Origin of the sequence: Streptomyces albidus (ex Kaewkla and Franco 2022), assembly GCF_013870515.1 — a bacterium.
In the GTDB taxonomy this organism is placed as follows: Bacteria; Actinomycetota; Actinomycetes; order Streptomycetales; family Streptomycetaceae; genus Streptomyces; species Streptomyces albidus.
In genome coordinates this window covers 1-23,736 of record NZ_JACBXA010000068.1, presented here as the reverse complement: position 1 = coordinate 23,736, position 23,736 = coordinate 1, and the positions used below count along the sequence as shown (strand labels likewise).

The window sequence follows — 23,736 nt, the reverse complement described above, 5'->3', positions numbered from 1 at the left end:
CCGGGCGGCCGAAGTCGCGCGCGGCGAGCGGTCGTTGAAGATCGACTCGGGCGGGCAGGAGGTGCTCGACCGGGGCTCGTGCCAGGTCGACGCGGACGACGGGGCCGTCACCCTCCGCTTCGGTCTCTCGCTGCCCGGCAAGGGCCGCCGGATCGACGGCGCGTACGCGCAGCGCCTGCTCTGCCGGACCGCGCCGGAGATCGCCGAACGTGCGCTGCGGTACGTGTCGCTGGACGCCGACGCCGTACGGGAGTTCGTGGAGACCGTCGAGGACTCGGACGCGCTGCGGGCCGCGCTCCCCGGGCTCGGTCTGATCGCGTTCGTCGCGGACGGCGCGGTGCTGCCGCGCGGCAGCGGCGTCGACGACCGGCCGGCGAAGGGCTCCGGCGTCGTGCCGTTCACCTCGCCCGAGGGACTGCGGGTGACGGTGGCCCTGCCCAACTCCGGTGAGGTCACCGGCATGGGGGTGCCCGAGGGCGTGAGCCTGATCGTCGGCGGCGGCTTCCACGGCAAGTCGACGCTGCTGCGCGCACTGGAGACGGGCATCTGGGACCACGTTCCGGGCGACGGACGTGAACGTGTCGTCTCGCGCCCCGAGACGGTGAAGCTGCGCGCCGAGGACGGGCGGAGCGTGCAGCGCGTCGACGTGCACGCCTTCGTCGGCCACCTCCCCGACGGCTCCGACACCACCGACTTCTCCACCGACAACGCCTCGGGTTCGACGTCGCAGGCGGCGTCCCTGTGCGAGGCCGTCGAGGCGGGCGCGACGGTGCTGCTCATCGACGAGGACACCGCGGCCACGAACCTGATGATCCGCGACGCCCGCATGCAGACGCTGGTGGCCAAGGAGCGCGAGCCGCTGACGCCGCTGGTGGACTCCGTCCGCTCCCTGCACCGTGACCACGGGGTCTCGACGGTCCTGGTGATGGGCGGTTCCGGCGACTATCTGGAGGTCGCCGACCGGGTGCTGATGATGGACGCGTACCGCCCCTCGGACGTCACGGAGCGGGCCCGGGAGGTGGCGTCCGTACCGACGGGGCGGCATGCGGAGGCCGAGTTCTTCCCTCAGGTCGTCCACCGCAGCCCGGAACCGTCCTCGCTGGAGGCCGAGTCGCGCGGACGCCGCCGCGTGCGGTCGCGGGGAGAGGACTCGCTGACCTTCGGGGAGCACGAGGTGGATCTGCGGTCAGTCGAGCAGATCGCCGACTCACGGCAGGTGACGGGGATCGGGCTGGCCCTGGAGCTGATGGTGCGCCGCGGCCACGTCGACGGCACCCGCACGCTGGCCGAGGCGCTGGACCTCCTCGACGGCGAGCTGGAGGCGGGAGCGGAGGCGCTGCTGGTCGTACGCGACGAGGACTTCGCCGTGCCCCGCCGCTTCGAGACGGCCGCGGCACTGAACCGGGTGCGAGGGCTGCGCGTGCACCGGAGCGGGCCCGGGCGTGAAGAGCGTCCCCGGGAAGCACCGGACAGCGCGCGGGCAGTCAGGCCGGAAGGCCGGCCGGGAGGAAGGTCGGCATGAGCGGGAGCGACGAGAGCCTGACGGTCACGACCTGGTCCCTGGAGCAGACCTCACCCGGGGATCTCCTCGATGCTCGTCCGCCGGATGGCTCGTCCGGCGTCCGGATCGTTCGTGCCGAGGTGCCCAGTCCCGCCTTCAGCCGTTTCCTCTACACCGCGGTCGGCTCGGACGTGGCGTGGGCGGACCGGCTGTCGTGGACGTACGAGCACTGGGAGGCGTGGCTGGACCGCCCCGGCGTCGAGACCTGGGTGGCCTACGAGCGCGGTACTCCCGCCGGCTACATCGAACTGGACGGCGCGCGGGCCCGGACCGACGGGCCGGGCGGGGCGCGGGAGGACGGCCTGCAAGGGCAGCCCGAGGGCACCGTCGAGATCAGCTACTTCGGCCTGCTCCCCGCCTTCCGCGGCCGCCGCATCGGTGGACACCTGCTCTCGTTCGGCACCGCCCGCGCATGGGACCTGCACCAGCGGTGGGACCGGCAGCAGCCCGTCGACCGGGTGTGGGTGCACACCTGCAGCAAGGACGGCCCGCACGCGCTCGGCAACTACCGCCGGCGGGGCTTCCGTCTCTTCAAGACCGAGGTGACCGAGGAGCCGGCCGCCGCGCCGAGGACGCAGGACGGCGGCACACCTGGACCGGGCCCCTGGCCTGCACAGATGTGACCGCTCCTTGCCCCTGCCGCCGGCATGGGCACATGTCGTCCCACTACTCGGGACGTTTCTGTCCACACTGTGGATATTGGTGGACTGGCTGTTCGCCCCCGTGCGAGGCTTCCGTCATGTCTCGCGCTGGAATCGCCTTGGTGAGTCGACGCCACGTCGACCTCGGCCGCATGTCCAGCGCCATCTGTCCGGCGGGCTGACAGTCCCAGCACCGCCGATTCCCGAGCCGCCCTCACTGTCGCGGGCGTGCGCGCTCTCCACCTGAACCGCTCCGAGCCCAGCCTGCCCCGTGCCGGTGCGCACCGCACGTACAAGCAGGTCAGGGTAATTCGCGAGCGCTGCCAGCTGCCCCGGAACCGTTTCCGAAGACTGTCCGCGTCCACCCCAGGACGCACCGACGGACACCCGAAGGCCCCGAAGGACGACCATCATGGCTGACACCTCGAAGCAGCCCGCTTCCGCACCGGCCCGCCGCAAGGCCGGACGTCACCGCGGCGAAGGCCAGTGGGCGGCCGGGCACTTCACCCCGCTCAACGGCAACGAGCAGACCAAGAAGGACGATGACGGTCTCAACGTGCGGACACGCATTGAGACGATCTACGCCCATCGCGGCTTCGAGTCGATCGACCCGGCCGACCTGCGCGGACGGATGCGGTGGTGGGGGCTCTACACCCAGCGCCGCCCCGGGATCAGCGGCGGCAAGACCGCGATCCTGGAGCCGGAGGAGCTGGACGACGAGTACTTCATGCTCCGTGTCCGCATCGACGGCGGCCAGCTGACGACGCAACAGCTGCGCACCATCGGTGAGATCTCGCAGGAGTTCGCGCGCGGCACCGCCGACATCACCGACCGGCAGAACGTCCAGTTCCACTGGATCCGCATCGAGGACATGCCGGAGATCTGGCGGCGCCTGGAGGGCGTCGGGCTCTCGACCACGGAGGCCTGCGGCGACACACCGCGCGTCATCCTCGGTTCGCCCGTCGCCGGGATCGCCGCCGACGAGATCATCGACGGCACCCCCGCGATCGACGAGATCCACCGCCGGGTCATCGGCAACCCCGCCTACTCGAACCTGCCGCGCAAGTTCAAGACCGCCGTCTCCGGCTCGCCCCTCCTCGACGTCGCGCACGAGATCAACGACGTCGCGTTCGTGGGTGTCCACCACCCCGAGCTGGGACCGGGATTCGACGTCTGGGTCGGCGGCGGGCTCTCCACCAACCCCAAGCTCGGCGTCAGGCTGGGCGCGTGGGTGCCGCGGGAGGAGGTCGCGGACGTCCACGAGGGCATCGTCTCGATCTTCCGCGACTACGGATACCGGCGGCTGCGCACCCGCGCCCGCATCAAGTTCCTGGTCGCCGACTGGGGTCCCGAGAAGTTCCGGCAGGTGCTGGAGGACGAGTACCTGCTGCGCAAGATGGCCGACGGACCGGCACCCGAGACGCCGGCGGAGCAGTGGCGTGACCACATCGGCGTGCACGAACAGCGGGACGGCGCCTACTACGTGGGCTTCGCCCCCCGCGTCGGCCGCGTCGACGGCGGCACCCTGTCCAAGATCGCCGACCTCGCCGAGTCGCACGGCTCGGGCCGCGTCCGTACGACCGCCGAGCAGAAAATGATCATCCTCGATGTGGCCGGCGACCAGGTGGACTCCCTGACCGACTCCCTCGAGGCGCTCGATCTGACGGCCCGCCCCTCGGTCTTCCGGCGCGGCACCATGGCGTGCACCGGCATCGAGTTCTGCAAGCTGGCCATCGTCGAGACCAAGGCCCGCGGTTCCTCGCTCATCGACGAACTCGAGCACCGGCTCCCGGACTTCGACGAGCCGGTCACCATCAACGTCAACGGCTGCCCCAACTCCTGCGCCCGCATCCAGGTCGCGGACATCGGCCTGAAGGGACAGCTGGTCACCGACTCCGACGGCGAGCAGGTCGAGGGCTACCAGGTGCACCTGGGCGGTTCGCTCGGGCTGGAGCCCGGCTTCGGGCGCAAGGTGCGCGGCCTGAAGGTCACGGCCACCGAACTCCCCGACTACATCGAGCGCGTGCTGCTCAACTTCCAGGAACAGCGCGAGGACGGCGAACGCTTCGCCCAGTGGGCGGCGCGCGCGGAAGAGGGTGCGCTGAAGTGAGCGAGCCTCGGCGAGCAGTGACGAAGGAGCGAGCAGTGACGAGGGAAGCCGACGCGCCAGAGCGCGCCAAGGCCGGGCGGGGGAGGACACAGTGACTGAACGAGCCGCCCCGTTCTACTGCCCGTACTGCGGGGACGAGGACCTGCGCCCCTCCGAGGAGGGGACCGCCGCGGGCAAGGGCGCGGCGTGGGAATGCGCAGCCTGCAACAGGGCCTTCAAGCTCGCCTTCCTCGGACTGCTGGCCAAGGGCCTGCCACGTACCGGGGACGGGAGCAGCGAGGAGCGTCAGGAAGGGAAACCGACTCCATGACCACCGCTCAGGAGCAGCACTCCGCGGCACGGCTGCGGCAGCTCGCGCAGGACGCGGGCCGTGAACTGGAGGACGCCCCGGCGCTGGAGATCCTGCGCTGGGCCGCCGAGACCTTCGGGGACCGCTTCTGCGTCACCTCCTCGATGGAGGACGCAGTCGTGGCGCACCTGGCCTCGCGCGTGCTCCCCGGAGTCCCCGTGGTCTTCCTCGACACCGGCTACCACTTCCCGGAGACGCTCGGGACGCGGGACGCCGTCGAGGCGGTGATGGACGTCGAGGTCATCACGCTGACCCCGAACCAGACCGTCGCCCAGCAGGACTCCCACTACGGCCCGAAGCTGCACGACCGCGACCCCGACCTGTGCTGCTCGTTGCGCAAGGTACGGCCGCTGGAGGAGGGGCTGCGTCCCTTCGACGCGTGGGCCACGGGCCTGCGCCGGGACGAGTCGCCCACCCGCGCGGACACCCCCGTCGTCGGCTGGGACGAGCGGCGGCAGAAGGTCAAGGTCTCACCGATAGCCCGCTGGACGCAGGACGACGTCGACGCGTACATCGCGGAGCACGGGGTGCTCACGAACCCGCTGCTCACCGACGGCTACGCCTCGGTCGGCTGCGCCCCGTGCACCCGGCGCGTCCTCGAGGGCGAGGACTCCCGCGCAGGACGCTGGGCGGGGCAGGGCAAGAGGGAGTGCGGAATCCACCTCTGAACCCCGACGGCGCACAGCGCGCCGCACGCGTAGTGAGACAGGCAGCAGCAGGGAGCGGGAGATGACCGGAACGAGCGAGCGGACCGACCTGGGAGCCACGGTGTGGCTGACGGGTCTGCCGAGCGCGGGCAAGACGACGATCGCCCACGCGCTCGCCGAGCAGCTCACGGCGCAGGGCCGCCGGGTCGAGGTGCTGGACGGCGACGAGATCCGCACGTTCCTCTCCGCCGGCCTCGGCTTCTCCCGCGCCGACCGCGACCTGAACGTGCAGCGGATCGGCTTCGTCGCCGAACTGCTCGCGTCGCACGGCGTGACGGTCCTGGTACCGGTGATCGCCCCGTACGCGGACAGCCGCGAAGCGGTGCGGAAGCGCCACCAGGCAGCAGGGACGGGCTACTTGGAGGTGCACGTCGCCACTCCGGTCGACGTGTGCTCCCAGCGTGACGTGAAGGGCCTGTACGCGCGGCAGGCATCCGGTGAGATCTCGGGACTGACGGGCGTGGACGACCCGTACGAGGCACCCGAGGATCCCGATCTGCGGATCGAGACGCACCGGCAGGACGTGGAGGAATCCGCTGCGGCGCTGCACGCGCTGCTGAAAGAGAGGGGTCTGGTGTGACCACGGCAATCAGGGCGCTGGAGGAGATGGACAACCCCTACGCGCTCTCGCACCTGGACGCGCTGGAGTCGGAGGGTGTCCACATCTTCCGCGAGGTGGCCGGGGAGTTCGAGCGTCCGGTGATCCTCTTCTCCGGCGGCAAGGACTCCATCGTCATGCTGCACCTGGCGCTGAAGGCGTTCGCCCCTGCGCCGGTGCCGTTCACGCTCCTGCACGTGGACACCGGTCACAACTTCCCCGAGGTGCTGGAGTACCGGGACCGCGTCGTGGAGGAGCACGGGCTGCGTCTGCACGTCGCCTCCGTACAGGAGTTCATCGACTCCGGTGAGCTGCGCGAGCGTCCGGACGGCACCCGCAATCCGCTCCAGACGGTGCCGCTGCTGAAGGCCATCGAGTCCAACCGCTTCGACGCCGTCTTCGGCGGCGGACGCCGCGACGAGGAGAAGGCGCGCGCAAAGGAGCGGGTCTTCTCCCTGCGTGACGAGTTCGGCGGCTGGGACCCCCGGCGTCAGCGCCCCGAGCTGTGGCAGCTCTACAACGGCCGCCACGCACCGGGTGAGCACGTGCGCGTCTTCCCGCTGTCCAACTGGACCGAGCTGGACGTGTGGCAGTACATCGCCCGCGAGAAGATCGAACTGCCCGCCATCTACTACGCCCACGAGCGCCGCGTCTTCTCCCGCTCCGGCATGTGGCTCGCCCCCGGTGAGTGGGGCGGTCCCGGCGAGGACGAGCGCACGGAGACGCGCAAGGTGCGCTACCGCACCGTCGGCGACATGTCCTGCACCGGCGCCGTCGACTCCGACGCCGACACCATCGAGAAGGTCATCGTGGAGATCGCCGCCTCCCGCCTGACCGAACGCGGTGCCACGCGCGCCGACGACAAGATCTCCGAGGCCGCCATGGAAGACCGCAAGCGCGAGGGGTACTTCTGATGAACTCGCCCAGCACTCCCGTCGGCTTCGGTGCCCATGACGCGGAGCTCGCGGCCACCTCGCTGCTGCGTTTCGCCACCGCGGGCTCCGTGGACGACGGCAAGTCGACGCTGGTCGGCCGCCTGCTGCACGACTCCAAGTCGGTGCTGACCGACCAGTTGGAGGCCGTCGAGCACGCCTCGCGCAGCCGCGGTCAGGACACGCCGGACCTGGCCCTGCTGACGGACGGCCTGCGCGCGGAGCGGGAGCAGGGCATCACCATCGATGTCGCCTACCGCTACTTCGCCACGCCCCGGCGGCGGTTCATCCTCGCCGACACACCGGGACACGTGCAGTACACGCGGAACATGGTCACCGGCGCGTCCACCGCCGAGCTCGCGGTCGTCCTCGTCGACGCCCGCAACGGCGTGGTCGAGCAGACCAGGCGCCACGCGGCCGTCGCCGCGCTGCTGCGCGTCCCGCACGTCGTCCTCGCGGTCAACAAGATGGACCTGGTCGACTACTCGGAGGAGGTCTTCGCCTCCATCGCCGAGGAGTTCACGCGCTACGCCGCCTCGCTCGGCGTCCCGGAGATCACCGCGGTCCCCATCTCCGCCCTGGTGGGCGACAACGTCGTGACGCCCTCCGCGCACATGGACTGGTACGGCGGCCCGACCGTGCTGGAGCACCTGGAGACCGTCGCGGTCACCGACGACCCGAGCGACGACCCGGCGCGCTTCCCCGTGCAGTACGTCATCCGCCCGCAGACGCCGGAGCACCCCGACTACCGCGGCTACGCCGGGCAGATCGCCTCCGGGCTGCTGCGCGTCGGCCAGCCGGTGACGGTGCTTCCCTCCGGCCGTACGAGCACGATCGAGGCGCTGGACGTGCTGGGCCGGTCCGTGGACGTCGCCTGGGCACCGCAGTCCGTCACGGTGCTGCTCGCCGACGACCTGGACATCTCCCGCGGCGACATGATCGTCCCGACCGACGCGACGGTCACCGCGAGCCAGGACCTGACGGCGACCGTCTGCCACCTGCACGACACACCGCTGACCCCCGGCGCGCGGGTGCTGCTCAAGCACACCACCCGCACCGTGAAGGCCATCGTGAAGGAGATCCCCTCCCGGCTGACGCTGGACGACCTCTCCCAGCACCCCGAACCGGGGCAGCTGGTGGCCAACGACATCGGCCGCGTGGTGCTGCGCACCTCCGAGCCGCTGCCCGTCGACGCCTACGCCGACTCCCGGCGCACCGGTTCCTTCCTCCTCATCGATCCGGCCGACGGCTCCACGCTGACCGCCGGAATGGCGGGCGACGCCTTCGCCGAGGCCGTACAGGACACGGCAGCCGCGGAGCCGGCCGCCGCGGACGACGACGGCTGGGACTTCTGAGGCCGCCATGAAGACGTCTTCAGCCACCGAGGTCTTCTCGACCTTCGACCAGACGGGCGGCCGCATAGGCAGCGGCGTCCGCGGGAGCGGACAGGGCGGGGTCGGGCCCTGCCGGCGCTGAGGCACGCGCACCTCAGCCCGCGACCCGTCACGGGTCACGCCCTTCCCGCCCGCTCCGCCCTCCGAGAGGACCTCACCCCATGGCTGCCCGTAAATCCGCTCGACCACGAGTGCTCCGCACGACCGCCGCGCTCGTCGCACTCCCGCTGCTGCTGACGGCCTGCGGTTACGGCTCCAAGGCACCCCAGGACAAGGGCGGTCCGGCAGCCGCCGGCGGCAAGAAGGTCGACGGCCTCGGCCAGGTGAAGGTCGGCTACTTCGGCAATGTCACCCACGCGACACCGCTCGTCGGGCTGCGCAAGGACGGGGAGATCCCCAAGGAACTGGGCGGCACCAAGGTCTCCACCCAGGTCTTCAACGCGGGCCCCGCCGCCATCGAGGCGCTGAACGCCAAGGCCGTCGACATGGCGTGGGTCGGCCCCTCCCCCGCGATCAACGGGTACACCAAGTCCGGCGGGAAGAACCTGAAGATCGTCGCCGGGGCCACCTCGGGGGGTGCCTCCCTCGTCGTCGACCCGAAGAAGGTCAAGTCGGTCGACGACCTCAAGGGCAAGCAGATCGCCACACCTCAGCTCGGCAACACCCAGGACGTCGCCCTCCTGAACTACCTCGCGGGGAAGGGCCACAAGGTCAGCCCCGAGACGGGCAAGGGCGACGTCTCCGTGCTCCGCCAGGACAACAAGGAGATCCCGACCACCTTCCAGCAGGGCGGCATCGACGGGGCGTGGGTGCCGGAGCCCACCGCCTCGAACCTGGTCGCCAAGGGCGGCAAGGTCCTGCTGAACGAGAAGAAGCTGTGGAAGGACGGGAAGTTCGTCACCACCAACCTCGTCGTGCGGCAGGACTTCCTCAAGAAACACCCCGACGTCGTCGAGGCCGTCGTCCGCGGCTCGGTGCGCACCAACGCCTGGATCGGCGACCACCCGGACGAGGCCAAGAAGCACATCAACACCGCTCTCGAACGGGACGCCGGAAAGCCCCTGCCCCAGCCCGTCCTCGACTCGGCGTTCAAGGACATCGAGGTCACCGACGACCCGCTGGCCTCCACGCTCAAGCAGGAGGCGGCACACGCGGTCAAGGCCGGGCTCCTGAAGAAGAGCGGCCTGAAGGGCATCTACGACCTCTCGATCCTCAACAGGGTGCTGAAGGGCGAGGGAAAGCCCGCCGTCGACGAAGCCGGACTCGGCGACTGACGGCCTCCCGACGCCCCCCGAATCCTCGACCTCGACGACGCAACACCCCTCACCGGAGGTGACAGCGATGACGACCACACTGACGACACAGACGACTTCGAAGACCCCGAAGGCGCAGCCCAGCCCCGCGTCCGCGCCGGGCGCTGGCGTGAAGGACGCACGCCCGGCCATGGACGAGGCCGGTTACGCCGCCCGTATCGAGCACGTCTCCAAGTCCTTCGGACGCGCCGGCGCGGAGCAGCTGGTGCTGGACGACATCAACCTCGATGTCGCTCCCGGCGAGTTCGTGACGCTGCTCGGCGCGTCCGGCTGCGGGAAGTCCACGCTGCTGAACCTCGTCGCGGGGCTCGACAAGACCTCCGCGGGCTCCATCGACGTACCCGGCGGGCGCCCCTCGCTGATGTTCCAGGAGCACGCGCTCTTCCCGTGGCTGACCGCGGGCCGGAACATCGAGCTGGCGCTGAAGCTCCGCGGTGTGCCCAAGCCGGAGCGCCGTGCGGAGGCGGAGCGTCTGCTGGAACTGGTGCGGCTGACGGGAGCGCACCGCAAGAGGGTGCACGAACTGTCCGGCGGCATGCGCCAGCGCGTGGCACTGGCGCGCGCACTCGCGCAGGACAGCCAGCTGCTGCTGATGGACGAGCCGTTCGCGGCGCTGGACGCCATCACCCGGGACGTGCTGCACGAGGAGCTGACCCGGATCTGGTCCGAGACGAACGTCTCCGTCCTCTTCGTCACCCACAACGTGCGTGAGGCCGTGCGCCTGGCACAGCGCGTGGTGCTGCTCTCCTCCAGGCCCGGCCGCGTCGCGCACGAGTGGAACGTCGACATCCCGCATCCGCGCCGGATCGAGGACTCCGAGGTCGCCAACCTGTCCGTGGAGATCACCGAGGAGCTGAGGGGAGAGATCCGCCGACATGGCCAGCACTGATACGGACACCGGCGCCGGCCCGCAGGCACCGGAGACTTCGAGGACTCCGGAGCAGCCCGCCACCTCGGACCCCGCGAGGACGCAGACGGGGAAGCCGGACGCCGCAGCCGACCTCGCCGGCCTGGAGGCGGGGCTCGACGCGCTCGACACACGCACCGCCACGCGCCCGCCGCTCGGTCAGGTGCTGAGGCGCAAGGTCGTGCCCCCGGTGGTGGCGATCGCCCTCGTGCTGGGGCTGTGGCAACTCGCGTTCTCCCTGCGCCTGAAGCCGTCCTACCAGCTGCCGGGCCCGCTGATGGTGTGGGACGCCCTGGCCGAGGAGTGGTACAAGGGCACGATCCTCTCGATCATCTGGCAGAGCGTCTCGCGTGGCGCACTCGGCTTCGTGGTCGCCCTGGTGCTGGGAACGTGCCTCGGTCTGCTGGTCGCGCAGTTCAGGCCCGTACGGGCGGCCATCGGGCCGATCCTCTCCGGGCTGCAGTCGCTGCCGTCCGTGGCCTGGGTGCCCGCGGCGATCATCTGGTTCGGGCTCACCGACGCCACGATCTACGCCGTGGTGCTGCTCGGCGCGGTGCCCTCCATCGCCAACGGGCTCGTCGCGGGCGTCGACCAGATCCAGCCGCTGCACCTGCGGGCAGGACGGGTGATCGGGGCGACCGGACTCCGCGGCGTACGGCATGTGCTGCTGCCCGGCGCCCTGCCCGGATACATCTCGGGGCTCAAGCAGGGCTGGGCGTTCTCCTGGCGCTCGCTCATGGCCGCCGAACTGATCGCCACCTCCCCCGAACTCGGCGCCGGACTGGGCCAGTTGCTGGAGACCGGACGGGCCTACCAGGACATGCCTCTGGTTCTCGGCGCCATCCTGCTCATCCTGCTGGTCGGCATCGGCATCGAACTGCTGATCTTCGCACCGGTGGAGAGGCGGGTGCTGCGTCACCGCGGCCTGCTCACGACGGCCCACTGACTCGGCCGCACGACTGCCCGAACCGACCCGAGAACCCGGCCCCCGACCCGATCCCGGAAGCACGAGAAACGGACTGACCACCATGCACGATGCGATACGACGACCCGCCCTCGTGGTCATCGCACACGGCAGCCGCGATCCCCGGCACGCCGCGACCGTCGCCGCGCTCCGCGCGCGCCTTCGGTCGCTGCGGCCGTGGCTCCGGGTGGAGGTCGCCTATCTGGAGTTCAACGCCCCGTCCGTGCCGCGGCTGCTGGAGCGGCTGCACGGTGAGGGCGTCCGCGACGTCGTCGCCCAGCCGCTGCTTCTCAGCCGCGCCTTCCACGCCAAGTCCGACATCCCGTCGGTGCTTCACGAGGTGACCTCGCGGCTTCCGCGGCTGCGTGTGCACCAGGCGGAGGTGCTGGGGCCGGACCCTTTGCTCGTCGGCGCCCTGGAGCGGCGGCTGAGGGAGGCCGGGGTGCGGGAGGGCGAGCAGCGCTCGACCGGGGTCGTACTGGCCTCGGCGGGCTCATCCGACCCGGAGGCGATCGCAGTGATCGCAGAAACCGCGCGGGAGTGGCGGCGCACTGCGGGCTGGTGCGCCGTGCGTCCTGCGTTCGCCTCCGCATCCCTGCCGCGCACCGCCGATGCCGTCCGCGGGCTGCGCGCGGACGGCATCGAGCGGGTCGCCGTGGCCCCGTACGTCATCGCGCCCGGTCATCTGCCCGACCGCATCATGACGGGCGCCAGGGAGGCGGGAGCCGACGTGCTCGCGCCCGTCCTGGGTGCTTCGGGCGAGCTGGCGGAGCTGCTGGCGCTCCGCTACGACGAGGCCGCTGCCGACCGCGGGCCGGTGGCGCTGAGCGCCTGAGCCGGCCCGCGGCGGATCGATCCTCAACCGGCCCGTTCCGGCTCGTACTTGTAGCCGACACGGCGCACCGTGACGATGCGCCTGCGGTATGCCGGTCCCAACTTGCGGCGCAGCCTGGCGATGTGGACGTCGACCGTGCGTCCGTCCCCGATGTGGCTGTAGCCCCACAGCGTGCCGACGAGGTGGTCGCGGGTGTGCACGTGGTGCGGGTGTGCGACGAAGTGGGCCAGCAGCTCGAACTCGAGGTAGGTCAGCGTCAGCGGCTGCCCGTCCAGCTCCGCCGTGTGCCTCTGCGGGTCGATCTTCAGGCCGGCGCCGGGGTTCGGGTCGCCGGTCGCGCCCGAGACGTGCTGCACGGACTCCGCCGGTTGCAACGGGGGTTCACCGCCCGGCGGGAACGGGCGGAACTCGGCTCTCGTGCCGTCGGCGGTGACGATCTCCGCCGGGTCGGTGCCCTCCGGTACGAGTACGAGGTAACCGACGAGCGGGGGTGCGGTGTGGTCCCGGGCCGTCTCGTCGACGACCCGGAGGTGACGGACTGCGGCGGAGTGGGAGGAAGTCATTGCGGGGCTCCTTCACGGGAAGAACTCCGTGGACGATCCGGCGGGAATTGGCACGTGCGCATACGGAGAACGAAATCCGCAGGGGCGCGGACTGGTAATCCGTGGAGCGGCCGTGGCAGTCGGCCCGTGAAATGCGGCCGGCCGGGAGGTGAAAGGGGAAATCGTCCGCGGACGTCGTTCGACGAAATGCCGTTCAACACGTGGTTGCTCGGCACCGGACGTCGTTCGACGCGAAGTTCGTTCGAGACGGAACCGCTTCAGGGCGAGGCTTGCTCGAAACGGGAGTGCCACCCGCGGACGGAAGTACGGAACCGCAGCTCAGACCTGCTCCTTGAAGCGGAGCGGAAGCATTGCGGTGGTGGAGAAATCAGCTGAGCGTGGCTCAGGAACCGGCGGCACAGATGGCGCTGGCGTGGCGTCGGAGGTCGACGTGCAGACGCGCTACAAGATTCGCAGACTGATTCACGGAATTGAGCATGCCAGCAATTCCGGTGCCGCGTCAATGAATTCGTCATCCGTCTCGGATACCGGATGGCGTGCCCTTCGCGGGCTCGGGGAAGACGAGACCGCCCGCCGCGCTCCCGGAAAGGGAGCACGACGGGCGGCTGTGTCACTCGTGGTGCAGTGTTACTCGGTACTGCTGGTGCCTGCGTTGCTCAGCGGATGAATCCGCTGATCACTTGGGGGCGACGTTGAGCAGCTTGTTCGGCGTGCCCTCGCTCGGGTTGGAGATCGCGTCCGGAATCGCGGCGTCCGTCAGGCCCTTGGCGACGTCGGCCGGCTTGGCGTCCTTGTTGTCGGCCAGGAACAGCGCGGCGGCGCCCGTGACGTGCGGGGCGGCCATCGAGGTGCCGGACAGGGTCTCCGTGGCGTCGTCGCTGCCGTTGGAGGAGGAGACGATGTCCACGCCCGGGGCGTAGATGTCCACGAGCTTGCCGAAGTTGGAGAACTCGGCCTGCCCGTCCTTGTCGTCGCTGGCGGCGACGGTGATGGCGTCCTTCACACGGGCCGGCGAGCTGCCGTCGGCGTCGGCGCTCTCGTTGCCGGCGGCCAGACCGTAGGTGACACCCGCGTCGATGGACTTCTGGACGGCGGCGTCCAGCGCCTCGTCCTTCGGGCCACCGAGGGACATGTTGGCGACGGAGGGACCCTTGGCGTTCTTGGTCACCCAGTCGATGCCGGCGACGACCTGCTCGGTGGTGCCGGAGCCCTGGTCGTCCAGCACGCGCACGGCCACGATCTTGGCCTTCTTGGCAACACCGTGGTCGGTGCCGGCGACGGTGCCCGCGACGTGGGTGCCGTGGCCCTGGCCGTCGTCCGCGTTGTCGTCGCCGTCGACGGCGTCGAAGCCGTGGGAGGCGCGCTTGCCGAAGTCCTTGTGCGTGATGCGGACACCGGTGTCGATGATGAACGCAGTGACGCCCTCACCCGCGGTGTCGGGGAAGGTGTACTTCTTGTCGGCTGCGGTCTTCTCCTGGTCGATGCGGTCCAGGCCCCACGAAGGCGGGTTCTCCTGGGTCTCGTTGACCTTGAAGGTGTGGTTCTGCACGACCTTGTCGACGCTGGAGTCACCGGCGAGCTCGCGGGCCTCCTGCGCGCTCAGGCCCTTCGCCGAGAAACCGTTGAGAGCGGAGGAGTAGGTCCGCTTCATCTTGCCGCCGTACTCCTCGGCCAGGTCCGAGCCCTGTGCCTTGACGGAGTTGGCGCCCTTGCTGTCCTTGAGCATGACGATGTAGCTGCCGTCGACCGCGCCCTTGGCCTTGGTGCCGTAGACGTGGCCCTCCGCGGAGGAGGCGCCGGCGGGCAAGGTCAGCAGGGTGGCTGCCCCGATCACCGCAGCGGCGACACCGGTGGCCACGGTGACACGGCGCCGCGTCGCTGACTTCTTCGTGTTTCTAGGCGTGTTGAGTGCCATGACGAGGGGTCCTCCTCGTGAGGTGTGGGGGGTTGTATGTCGTTTTCACACACCCGGGACCTTGCGGTGATGATCCGCAACCGGGTGACTCGAAACACTGTCTGATCGACCCGCTCAGCTCAAGCGGTCTGAGCGGGTGTGACATAAACAACTTCCGACCGCCAAGGCAAAGCGCCCTGTACTACCCCAAGTTGAACTGACCCTCCATCAGTTCGATCAGATATCTGATCGAACAGGAAACACAACAGTCATTTCCGTGCCGCTTCAGACCGCCTTCAGTGCCTATTCGGTGGGGCTTCAGTAAGTCTTCAGCGCGATTGCGGCACAACTGCGGTTTGTCCGCGGTACGTCTGCGATGCGTATTTCAGCTCGCCAGCTCGATGAGCCGCTGCACCGTGCGCCAGTTGCGGCCGGTCATGGTGACCTTGGGGCGGACGGCGTCGAGAGCAGCCGGAAGCTTACTTCGGCCCATTCCGTCCGGGAAGTAGCAGTACACCGCTTCGCCGACATGGTGGAACGTGTCGGGCTCGAAGGCGGACGCGTCCACGGAGTCGAAGTGCCCCTCCTTCGGGGCGTCTTGCAGGAAAAGGACGAGCAGTTTGGCCGGATCCAGTTCGGCTGCCGGATAGGGGCAGGCCGCGGCCACGGCGCGCAACTCCCCCGCCGTACGCACCAGGACGCGGACCTCGAATCCGAAGTGGCGGGCGAGCGCACGCTCCAGCCGCGTGCCGGGATCGGGGTCCGCGGTTGTGAAGACCGCGTTGCCGCTCTGAAGGTAGGTCCGGACGTCGCTCCACCCCAGGCCGGCCATCAGTTGCCTCAACTCCCCCATGGGGACCTTCTTGTGACCGCCTACATTGATCCCCCGCAGAAGCGCCGCATACGTCGTCATGTGCGGCAGCTTAGAAGAGCCCCGGCGCTCTTCGCGGGAGGTCTCCAAGCCCGGCGCTCACACGGATGAGGGCAGCGCCGCCTCGATCAGGTCCGCGGCCTGGCGGGTTCCGCCCTCCGTGGCCACCGCCTTCTGCATGCGGGCACAGCACTCGGCAACCTGCGGATCGCCGGTCAGGGCCTCCAGCGCCTCCCTCAACGCCTCGGCCGTCGCCTTCTCCTTGGGCAGGTGACGGGCCACACCCAGCGAGGCGAGCATGTCCGCGTTGCCGAACTGGTCGACGGCCTGAGGCACGGCGATCATCGGGATCCCGGCCGCGAGCCCTTCCTGGCTGCCGCCTGCGCCCGCGTGCGTGACGAAGGCGTCCGCCTGCCTGAGTACGGCGAGTTGAGGCACCCACCGGTGCACCTCCACGTTGGAGGGAATCGGCCCCAGCGCGTCGGCGTCCACGTGCCTGCCGATCTGCAACACCACGTACCAGCCCGGCAGTTCGCCGAAGGCGGCCAGGCACGCCCGGTAGAAGTCGGGTTCGTCGGTGAAGGCCGAGCCGAGCGAGACGAGCAGCACCTTGTCGTCCTCGGTGCCGGGCGGACGCTGCCAGCCGCCCTGGTGGGAACGATCACCCTGACAGGCGCCGACGAAGGTGTAGACGTCTTCGTTCACGCGGTCGGCGTGCGGCTGGAGAACCCTGGGGATCAGCACGAGCGAACGGTCGGGGCGCCCGGCGAAGTCGTCCGGGTGCAGGGTCATCCCGTTCTCGGCGAGCCATGCGGAGAAGCGCTCGTAGTACGCGACGCCCCGGGGGGTCGACTTCAACTCCGCGAACATGGGCTCCGCCACCTCTTCCTCGTACCCCTCCCAGGCCACGAGGTTCGGCGAGAGCTGGATGTGCGGGACGCCCCAGCGATGGGCCAGCACGCGCGCCGGATAGGAGGTGATGTCGGACAGCACGAGGTCGGGGATGTCGGCCTCGGGACGCTCGTACGCGTCGATCAGCTGCGGCAGCGCCTGCTGGGCGTCGTGGAGGAACGGCTCGATGTTGTCGATCAGCTCCGTGCCCCACGCCTCCGGGTCGTCGTCCTCGCCGGGGAGGGTCGTGCGGTAGATCCGCGGCTGCGCGTCCGTGCCCGCGACGATGCCGGCGAAGGCGTCGGGGATCGCGTAGGTCACGCGGTGCCCTCGGGCGACGAGTTCGCGGATGACTTCGAGGCTGGGGTTCACATGGCCGTGCGCGGCGATGCTGAACATGGCGATATGGGCGCTACGCCCTGAAGGGTCGGTCACACGGGAAGACTAGACGAGACGTAACGTCTCACGCAATCGCTCAGTCGTGCTCCCACTCGGTCCGCGAGCAGAACGGGGGCGTCGGGACAGGAGCGCCAGGACAGCCGGGACAGCCGGGACAGAGTCGTCCGTACGCGAGAGGAGGGCGATGCGGGAACGGCGGGAACGGCGGGAGTCGGCAAACACCGCCGGGGAACGGGCGGATCAGAGGCCGGGAACGGCGTCAGGAGACCGGGCGCGAGTCCGCCCAGGCGGACTCGAACTCCTCACGGTAGGTCTGGAACAGCCCGTTCACGCCTTCGTCCTGCGGCTTTCCGTGCTCGGTGCGCTGCTGGACGATGTCGCGCCCGCCGCCCCGCAGCACCAGCACGGGCGCCTCCATGCCGCGCACCCGGCGCAGGTACGGCTGGACGACCGCGAGCCCGTCCGCCCCGTCCCCGTCGACCATGTACGCGGAGAAGCGCGGCGTCTCGTCGAAGACCCTGATCTCGAAGGCGCCGGTGTCCCGCAGCCGGGCGCGCACGCGCCGCATGTGGAGGATGTTCGTCTCGACGGTACGGGCCAACTCGCCCTTCTTCATGCCCAGTTCGCGCTCCCTGCGGCGCACCGCGCTGCTGGCCGGGTTGAGGAAGAGCAGCCTCAGACGGCAGCCGGAGGCCGCGAGCCGGATCAGGCGGCGTCCGGAGTAGTTCTGCACGAGCAGGTTGAGCCCTATACCCATGGCGTCCAGGCGCCGGGCACCCCCGAAGAGGTCCTCGGCGGGCAGCTGGCGCTGGAGGCGCACCCGGTCGGAGTGGACGCCCACCACGTCCGCGAAGCGGTCGCCGACCAGGTCCTCCACGGCGTCGACGCGCAGCCGGTGCGCGGACGGCGCCTCGTCCCCCGATGCGCCGAGCAGTTCCAGCAACCTGGCGCACATCCGCTCGGCCTGAGCGAGCACCGTCTCCGACAGCGCGCGGTTGCGGGCGACGGCACTGCGCGCCACCTCCAGCTCGTCCAGGGCGAGTTCGACCGCGCGGCGTTCGTCGAAATAGGGCTCGAAGCAGGGCCAGTGCTGCACCATCAGCTCGCGAAGCTGCGGCAGCGTGAGGAAGGAGAGAACGTTGTCGTCCGCGGGATCGAGCAGGTAGCCCTTGCGGCGGCTCACCTCCCGTACGGCCACGGCCCGTTGGACCCATTCCTGGCCCGCGGGGCCCGCGGCCGCGATGACCCAGTCCTCGCCGTGCACGGGCTCGTAGATGGGCCGCAGCACGGCTGCGACGACCGCGCGCAGCCGCTGCTCGACCAGGTTCAGCCAGACGTAGGCGCGTCCCGCGCGGCGGGCCCGCGTGCGCACCTCGGCCCACGCGTCCCCGTCCCAGTCGAGGTCCGCGCCGATCTCCATGGGGCGTGCCAACGACACGGCACCCGCCGGGACTTCGGTGGCCTCCCCGTCACCGCTGTCACCGTTTTCGCCTGGGGGGAGCTCAAGCCCTCCCGCACCCACCCGCGCACCGCCTTCCTGACCCTGTTGAGCGATCAAGGAAGACTACTGCGACCCCGTAGGCGTCGCACCCTGAACCCCCATCAACTTGCCCTGCTCGCATGCCTGTACGGGACGGACGGCGCCGCCGCTTCGTCCGGTACGCGGCTCCTGCGCACGGATGCACCGGTGCTTCGAGTGCCCGGCGACGCCGTGGGCCGCACCGACGGAGGCGCCCCGTGACGACCTCGGCGCTCCGGCTCGCCCCTCCGCAGAGGCTCGCCGGGCCCAACTGGACGTTCTGGCACGGGAGTTGAGAGTCACGAGGGCGTCCCGTCTCCGACAAGGGCCGGCTCGTCCCGCCCCCGTGGCCGTGGTTCGCGTCCTCCGCGTCGCCGTCGCCAGCGATCGCACCGCCGGAGAAGGGATCCATCTGGTGCCATCCTCTTCTTACGGGGGTTCGAAGCTCTCGTCCTACCGGCTGACCGACGGCCCGCGCCACTCCATGGATACGACGCGCACGGGTAATTCACCGTTGATGCGCGGCCCTCACGTCCTGCGGATCGTCCCGGCCCGCCGCGCCGTCGGGCGCCGGCATGCGGAGGGGACCGCTCCGACCTCGCGGCCAAGACTGGTCCGCGGCACGGCAGTTGCAGAAGAAGTGCCGGCCGGAAGTCCCGGTGCTCGACCGGACGGTCGGAAAGGGAGCCACATGCCCCTCAGCCCGCCGTCCGTGAGAGCCGGGCACCCGCCCCGCGGCTCAAGGCTGTACGGGCGGCAGTTCCAGGGGCGGCGGCTGCGAGACCGTCAGCCGGAAGCCGATCTGGCCGAACCGCACCACGTCGCCGGGACGCACGGTCACCGAACCGGTCACGCGGCTGCCGTTGACCCACGTTCCGTTGCTGGAACCCAGATCACGCAGCTTCCACCCGTCGGCCGTGCTGCGCAGCTGCGCGTGCGTACGGGAGACGGTGAAGTGGGTGAGCCGCAGCATCGAGCCGGGGGCCCGCCCGATCGAGTAGGCGTAGGAGGACGGCGTGGGCAGCAGCAGCTCCGGCAGGCGCTCGGACTGCCACGCCTTCCGCAGCGAGGCGGTGAAGCCGAAGAGACGGGAGATCCCCGCCACGTACCAGCGGCTGCGCGGCCGTCGCGTCGGCAAGTCGTGCAGCACGGCGTGCAGTTCGGTGTGCCACTGCGCCTTGAGTATCGCGTCCGTGCGGCGCATGAACGTGTCCTGCGAGACGCGCCCCTGCGCAGCCCCTTCACGCAGCACCTCGAGAGCGCGCTCCCGGTCCGCGTCCGACAGCCGCGGTGGGTAGGCACCGAACTCGAGAGATGTCATGGCCAACATTGTCTGGACCGTCAAACGCCCTGTCCAGGCTGCGCCTTGTGCAGTAGCTGAATGAAGACATCCGCTACCGCTCCGGGACCCTGTGCGTACGGCGGAAGACGATCGTCAGGTGGGGCAAGCAGCGGAGAAGCGTTCAACTGCTTCGGCGTCGTGAGGGCAGGGACGTCCGGGCCGGGCGTCCGGTGGGAAGAAAATCCGTGGACGCTCCGAGGAGGCAGCCGCTAGGTTGATCACACGCCCTGACAGCGGAGAGGAGGCGAGTGCGATGTGCACGTTCACCATCACGCGCTCCCGCCCCGTCCGCCGGGCGTCACTCCAGTCTTGACCGGGAGCGCGACACGCCCTTCCGGAAGGACCTCTTCACCATGACCGCAGATCTGGTCATCCGCGCGCTCGGCGAGTCCGAGGCGCGTTCCGTCTTCACCTCCCTGCAGGATCCGGGGCTCGTCGGACGGCCCCTGCTCGGGCGTCCGTACACGACCCTCGGCGACGGCGGTGAGTACCGCCCCGAGTGGACGTGGGTCGCTCTGCGCGGGGACCGCGTCGTCGCACGCGCGGCCTGCTGGGCCGGGCCGGGCGATCAAGTCCCGCTGGTCCTCGACTGGTTCGACTTCGCACCCGGCGAGGACGAGGCCGGCGCACAGCTGCTGCGAGAGATGCCGCTGAAGGTCGACTTCGAGCTCGTGCTGCCTCCGGGCTGGCGCGAGGAGAACACCGTACGGGCAGCGGCAGAGGCACGCATCGACGGGGCCGCAGCAGCCGGTTACACCCCGCTCGTCGAACGGTTCCGCTACCTGTGGACGAAAGAGTGCGGCGTGCCGGAGCACCCCGGCAGGCTCCGCTTCAGGCCGGAACCGGACGACGAGGCGATCCTCGACGTGCTGCGGCGGATCCAGCACGGAACCCTCGACGCTCACGCCCGCCGGGCTCTCGCCGCGGCCGAGTCCGCAACCGGGACCGATGGCGGGGCCGGTGACGTCCAGGCCGGTATCGAGCAAGCCGCCCAGGAGGAGCTGGAGCACTTCCACTGGCTGGACTCACCGCGAGAGTGGTGGCGGCTGGCACACACACCCGACGGCGCGCTGGTCGGTCTGCACGTGCCCGGCAGGATTCCGAGCGGTCCGGCGGTCGGCTTCATCGGTGTCGTGCCCGAGCAGCGCGGCCACGGCTACGCCTTCGACCTGCTCGCCGCGTGCACCCGCCAACTCGCCGACGAGGGAGCCCAGTCCATCGCCGCGTCGACGGATCTGGGCAACACGCCCATGGCAGCCGCATTCGAGAAGGCGGGCTATCCGATCGTGGAGCACCGCTACTGCATGACGGCGCCGGTGCCGGCAACTCCCGCTCCGTAGGGCCCGGTCGGCCGTGGTGCCCGCGCTCCGAGAGGAGTGCGGGCACCACGGCTCCCGTTCGTCTCCCCCGGCCGCTTCAGCCCTCCAGAGCCATCCGCACGCCCAGCGCCAGCAGCACCCCGCCCGAGATCTGCTCCAGCCGGCGCCGTACCCCCGCACGCGAGAGCACCGTCCGCAGCCGTCCGACGAACCACACGTACGAGCCGTAGTAACCCACCTCGAAGACGGCCCAGATCGCCGCCAGCGCCACCATCAGCGGCAGTTGGGGAGCACCCTCGGGAACGAACTGCGGGAGGAAGGACATCGCGAAGACGGCGGCCTTCGGGTTGGCGAGGTTCAGCAGCAGCCCGGAGCGGTAGGAACGCCAACCGCGCTCCTGGGAAGGGCCGGACTCCGCCGCGACCTCGAAACTGCCCCCGCGCCGTGCCGAGCGGATCGCCTGGACGCCGAAGCAGATCAGAACCGCGGCGCCCCCGAAGCGCAGTACGTCGTACGCCAGTTGGGACGCGGCCAGCAAAGCGGTCAGTCCGAAGGCAGCGACCGTTCCCCAGATGAAGACGCCGGTCTCGTTCCCCAGCACCACCATGAAACCGGAGCGGCGGCTGCGCAGCGAGCGGCGGATGATCAGGACCGTGCTCGGACCGGGCGACATCGCCACCAGCAGACACGCGCCGAGAAACGGCAGGAGAGTGGAGAGCATGCGGTCATCCTGACCGTGCGGGCGAGCGGTGCCAACTCGTTTCTGAGCGCCCCACGGCCCGGCTCGTACGGCGTCAGACCTTGCCGGAACTCCGGCCCGGGAGGAACGAGGCGATCACCAGACCTGTGAGCGCCGCCCCCGCCGCGATGAGGAACGAGGTGCGGAAGGCCTCCGGCGTCGGTACGGCGTTGCCGCCCAGCGGCATGCTCATGTGCGCCAGGACGACGCCGACGACGGCGCTCGACGTCGAGGTGCCGATCGAACGCATCAGCGTGTTCAGGCCGTTCGCCGCGCCCGACTCGGACGGAGGGACGGCTCCGATGATCAGCGCGGGCATGGCCGAATAGGCGATCCCGATGCCGACGCCGATGAGCACCGCGGTGATCACCACCTGCCACACGGCGCCCATCAGCGCGGTACCGGCGAGGTAGGCGACCGCGAGGATCACCAGTCCCGCCATCAGCGAGACCTTGGGCCCGCGCGTGGCCGAGATGCGCGCGGAGAGCGAGGAGACAAGCATCATCGAGATGCCCATCGGTGCCACGCACATCCCCGCGACGACCATCGACTGACCCAGTCCGTAGCCGGTCGAGCTGGGCAACTGGAGCAGCTGGGGCAGCACCAGGGTGGCCGCGTAGAAGGCGAGGCCGACCGTGATCGAGGCGAGGTTGGTCAGCAGCACCTGCCTGCGGGCGGTGCTCCGCAGGTCGACGAGCGGGTGGGCGATGCGCAGCTCCATCAGCCCCCACAGCAGGAAGATCACGACGGAGGCGGCGAACAGCCCCAGGGTCGTCCCGCTGCTCCAGCCCCAGTCGCCGCCCTTGGATACCGCGAGCAGCAGGGCGACCAGGCCGGCCGCGAGACCGAGGGCCCCGGGGAAGTCGAAGCGCCCTCCCGTGCGCTGCTCGGACTCCGGCACCACCGTGACCACCAGCAGCATCGCGAGGACGCCGATGCCGGCGGAGCCGAAGAACAGCACGTGCCAGTCGGTGTGCTGGGCGACGTACGCGGCGAGCGGCATTCCCAGCGCACCGCCGACGCCCAGCGACGAGCTCATGAACGCCATCGCCGGGCCGAGCCGCTCCGCCGGGAGCTCGTCCCGCATGATGCTGATGCCCAGCGGGATCGCGCCCATCGCGAACCCCTGGACGGCGCGTCCGGTGACCATCGGTATCAGCGACGAGGTCGAGCCGCATATGAGCGAGCCCAGGACCATCGCCGCCAGGCTGAAGAGGATGAGGCGCCGCTTGCCGTAGAGATCCCCGAGCCGTCCCATGATCGGGGTGGCCACCGCCCCCGACAGCAGCGTCGCGGTGACGACCCAGGCGGCGTCCGAGGTGGCGGTGCCCAGCAGCGCGGGCAGCCGGGCGACGACGGGGACGAGCAGCGTCTGCATGACCGCCACGGAGATCCCCGCGAAGGCCAGGACCGGAACCACTCCCCTGACCGCCCTCGCCTGCCCGCCGCCCGGACCCGGCAGTGAGCGGGCGAGGGCGGTCTCGGGCGGGTGGGGCGGGGCGGCACCGTGGGCCTGGGGCATGCGGACTCCGGGGAAGGCGGCGATCGATTACGTGCAGCCTACAAACGAACCACCGGGCCCCACCTGCGTATTCCAGGGCGGCTGAACGTAAGGCCTGTTCGGAGGCCCCCGGTGTTTCCCGGCGGCGAGCAGGGGAAGTCCCACGCTGACGGGAGTGGACGTGCACCGGTCGAAGACCGGTCGCCTCCCGGCCGTTCGGATCACCCCGCGGGGCACGGCGGCCGGCGTCCCTCCGTCCGATCCGCGCGTCCCTCTGCGAAGGCGCGCACCCCTCCGAAAGGCCCTCTTGGTGAGCGACTCCACGAAAACGCCGGATTCCCCCGTCTCCGGAAAGGACCGCGCCGGCCCGCGGCCGACGAACCGGTC

At 70.3% G+C, this 23,736-nt stretch carries 21 protein-coding genes and 1 pseudogene; 13 read left to right on the top strand and 9 right to left on the bottom strand.

Features of this window, described 5'->3' with window-relative positions; all coding sequences use genetic code 11:
* The 12 genes from H5J26_RS13335 to H5J26_RS13275 all read left to right on the top strand — a co-directional run.
* Positions 1 to 1,522 (top strand): ABC-ATPase domain-containing protein (locus H5J26_RS13335; protein WP_181766038.1); only part of this gene is annotated, 1,522 nt, incomplete at its 5' end.
* A complete protein-coding gene (locus H5J26_RS13330) occupies positions 1,519 to 2,184 on the top strand; it encodes a GNAT family N-acetyltransferase (protein ID WP_181766037.1) in 666 nt (221 codons plus the stop codon). The genes H5J26_RS13335 and H5J26_RS13330, both read left to right, overlap by 4 nt.
* A gap of 430 nt (positions 2,185 to 2,614) precedes the next feature.
* Entirely contained in the window at positions 2,615 to 4,312 is a 1,698-nt protein-coding gene (locus H5J26_RS13325) for a nitrite/sulfite reductase (protein ID WP_181766036.1), read from the top strand.
* 91 nt (positions 4,313 to 4,403) lie between these two features.
* A complete protein-coding gene (locus H5J26_RS13320) occupies positions 4,404 to 4,622 on the top strand; it encodes a hypothetical protein (RefSeq protein WP_181766035.1) in 219 nt (72 codons plus the stop codon).
* Positions 4,619 to 5,329: a phosphoadenylyl-sulfate reductase gene (locus tag H5J26_RS13315; RefSeq protein ID WP_181766034.1), complete on the top strand. Its 711-nt coding sequence runs from the start codon at positions 4,619 to 4,621 to the stop codon at positions 5,327 to 5,329. Before H5J26_RS13320 ends, H5J26_RS13315 begins: the two co-directional genes overlap by 4 nt.
* Before the next feature lie 61 nt (positions 5,330 to 5,390).
* Positions 5,391 to 5,948, top strand: coding sequence for an adenylyl-sulfate kinase (gene cysC / locus H5J26_RS13310; protein ID WP_181766033.1), 558 nt, complete (start codon positions 5,391 to 5,393; stop codon positions 5,946 to 5,948).
* A gap of 26 nt (positions 5,949 to 5,974) precedes the next feature.
* Positions 5,975 to 6,880 (top strand): sulfate adenylyltransferase subunit CysD, encoded by a 906-nt coding sequence (gene cysD, locus H5J26_RS13305; RefSeq protein WP_181766041.1) that lies wholly within the window; start codon positions 5,975 to 5,977, stop codon positions 6,878 to 6,880.
* Positions 6,880 to 8,253, top strand: coding sequence for a sulfate adenylyltransferase subunit 1 (locus tag H5J26_RS13300; protein ID WP_181766032.1), 1,374 nt, complete (start codon positions 6,880 to 6,882; stop codon positions 8,251 to 8,253). Before cysD ends, H5J26_RS13300 begins: the two co-directional genes overlap by 1 nt.
* 200 nt (positions 8,254 to 8,453) lie before the next feature.
* Positions 8,454 to 9,566, top strand: a complete 1,113-nt coding sequence (locus tag H5J26_RS13290) for an ABC transporter substrate-binding protein (protein WP_181766030.1) — start codon at positions 8,454 to 8,456, stop codon at positions 9,564 to 9,566.
* A gap of 67 nt (positions 9,567 to 9,633) precedes the next feature.
* A complete protein-coding gene (locus tag H5J26_RS13285) occupies positions 9,634 to 10,494 on the top strand; it encodes an ABC transporter ATP-binding protein (protein ID WP_181766029.1) in 861 nt (286 codons plus the stop codon).
* Positions 10,481 to 11,458, top strand: a complete 978-nt coding sequence (locus H5J26_RS13280) for an ABC transporter permease (RefSeq protein WP_181766028.1) — start codon at positions 10,481 to 10,483, stop codon at positions 11,456 to 11,458. The genes H5J26_RS13285 and H5J26_RS13280 overlap by 14 nt, the downstream gene beginning before the upstream one ends.
* 82 nt (positions 11,459 to 11,540) lie before the next feature.
* Complete coding sequence (locus H5J26_RS13275; protein WP_181766027.1) at positions 11,541 to 12,311, top strand: sirohydrochlorin chelatase; 771 nt, start codon at positions 11,541 to 11,543, stop codon at positions 12,309 to 12,311.
* Between the two features lie 23 nt (positions 12,312 to 12,334).
* On the opposite strand, the gene H5J26_RS13270 is transcribed toward H5J26_RS13275, so the two are convergent.
* The 7 genes from H5J26_RS13270 to H5J26_RS13245 form a co-directional block, all read right to left on the bottom strand.
* Positions 12,335 to 12,874: a winged helix-turn-helix domain-containing protein gene (locus tag H5J26_RS13270; RefSeq protein ID WP_181766026.1), complete on the bottom strand. Its 540-nt coding sequence runs from the start codon at positions 12,872 to 12,874 to the stop codon at positions 12,335 to 12,337.
* Positions 12,875 to 13,256: 382 nt separating this feature from the next.
* A complete protein-coding gene (locus H5J26_RS32430; protein ID WP_419183792.1) occupies positions 13,257 to 13,352 on the bottom strand; it encodes a putative leader peptide in 96 nt (31 codons plus the stop codon).
* A gap of 198 nt (positions 13,353 to 13,550) precedes the next feature.
* Entirely contained in the window at positions 13,551 to 14,789 is a 1,239-nt protein-coding gene (locus tag H5J26_RS13265; protein ID WP_181766025.1) for a S8 family peptidase, read from the bottom strand.
* 364 nt (positions 14,790 to 15,153) lie between these two features.
* Positions 15,154 to 15,681, bottom strand: a complete 528-nt coding sequence (locus H5J26_RS13260; RefSeq protein ID WP_181766024.1) for a DUF1697 domain-containing protein — start codon at positions 15,679 to 15,681, stop codon at positions 15,154 to 15,156.
* Positions 15,682 to 15,738: 57 nt separating this feature from the next.
* Entirely contained in the window at positions 15,739 to 16,929 is a 1,191-nt protein-coding gene (mgt, locus tag H5J26_RS13255; protein WP_181766040.1) for a macrolide-inactivating glycosyltransferase, read from the bottom strand.
* Positions 16,930 to 17,188: 259 nt separating this feature from the next.
* Positions 17,189 to 18,451 carry an SAV2148 family HEPN domain-containing protein gene (locus H5J26_RS13250; RefSeq protein WP_181766039.1) on the bottom strand — a complete coding sequence of 421 codons (1,263 nt, stop codon included), beginning with the start codon at positions 18,449 to 18,451 and terminating at the stop codon, positions 17,189 to 17,191.
* Between the two features lie 736 nt (positions 18,452 to 19,187).
* Positions 19,188 to 19,769 (bottom strand): DUF1707 and FHA domain-containing protein, encoded by a 582-nt coding sequence (locus H5J26_RS13245; RefSeq protein WP_181766023.1) that lies wholly within the window; start codon positions 19,767 to 19,769, stop codon positions 19,188 to 19,190.
* A gap of 374 nt (positions 19,770 to 20,143) precedes the next feature.
* Here H5J26_RS13245 and H5J26_RS13240 point away from each other — a divergent pair, with 374 nt between their 5' ends.
* Positions 20,144 to 21,130, top strand: coding sequence for a GNAT family N-acetyltransferase (locus H5J26_RS13240; RefSeq protein WP_181766022.1), 987 nt, complete (start codon positions 20,144 to 20,146; stop codon positions 21,128 to 21,130).
* Positions 21,131 to 21,206: 76 nt separating this feature from the next.
* On the opposite strand, the gene H5J26_RS13235 is transcribed toward H5J26_RS13240, so the two are convergent.
* Positions 21,207 to 21,830, bottom strand: coding sequence for a LysE family translocator (locus tag H5J26_RS13235; protein ID WP_181766021.1), 624 nt, complete (start codon positions 21,828 to 21,830; stop codon positions 21,207 to 21,209).
* 91 nt (positions 21,831 to 21,921) lie between these two features.
* Positions 21,922 to 23,370 (bottom strand): annotated as a pseudogene (locus H5J26_RS13230) (MFS transporter); the annotation flags it as partial.
* Positions 23,371 to 23,736 lie beyond the last annotated feature (366 nt).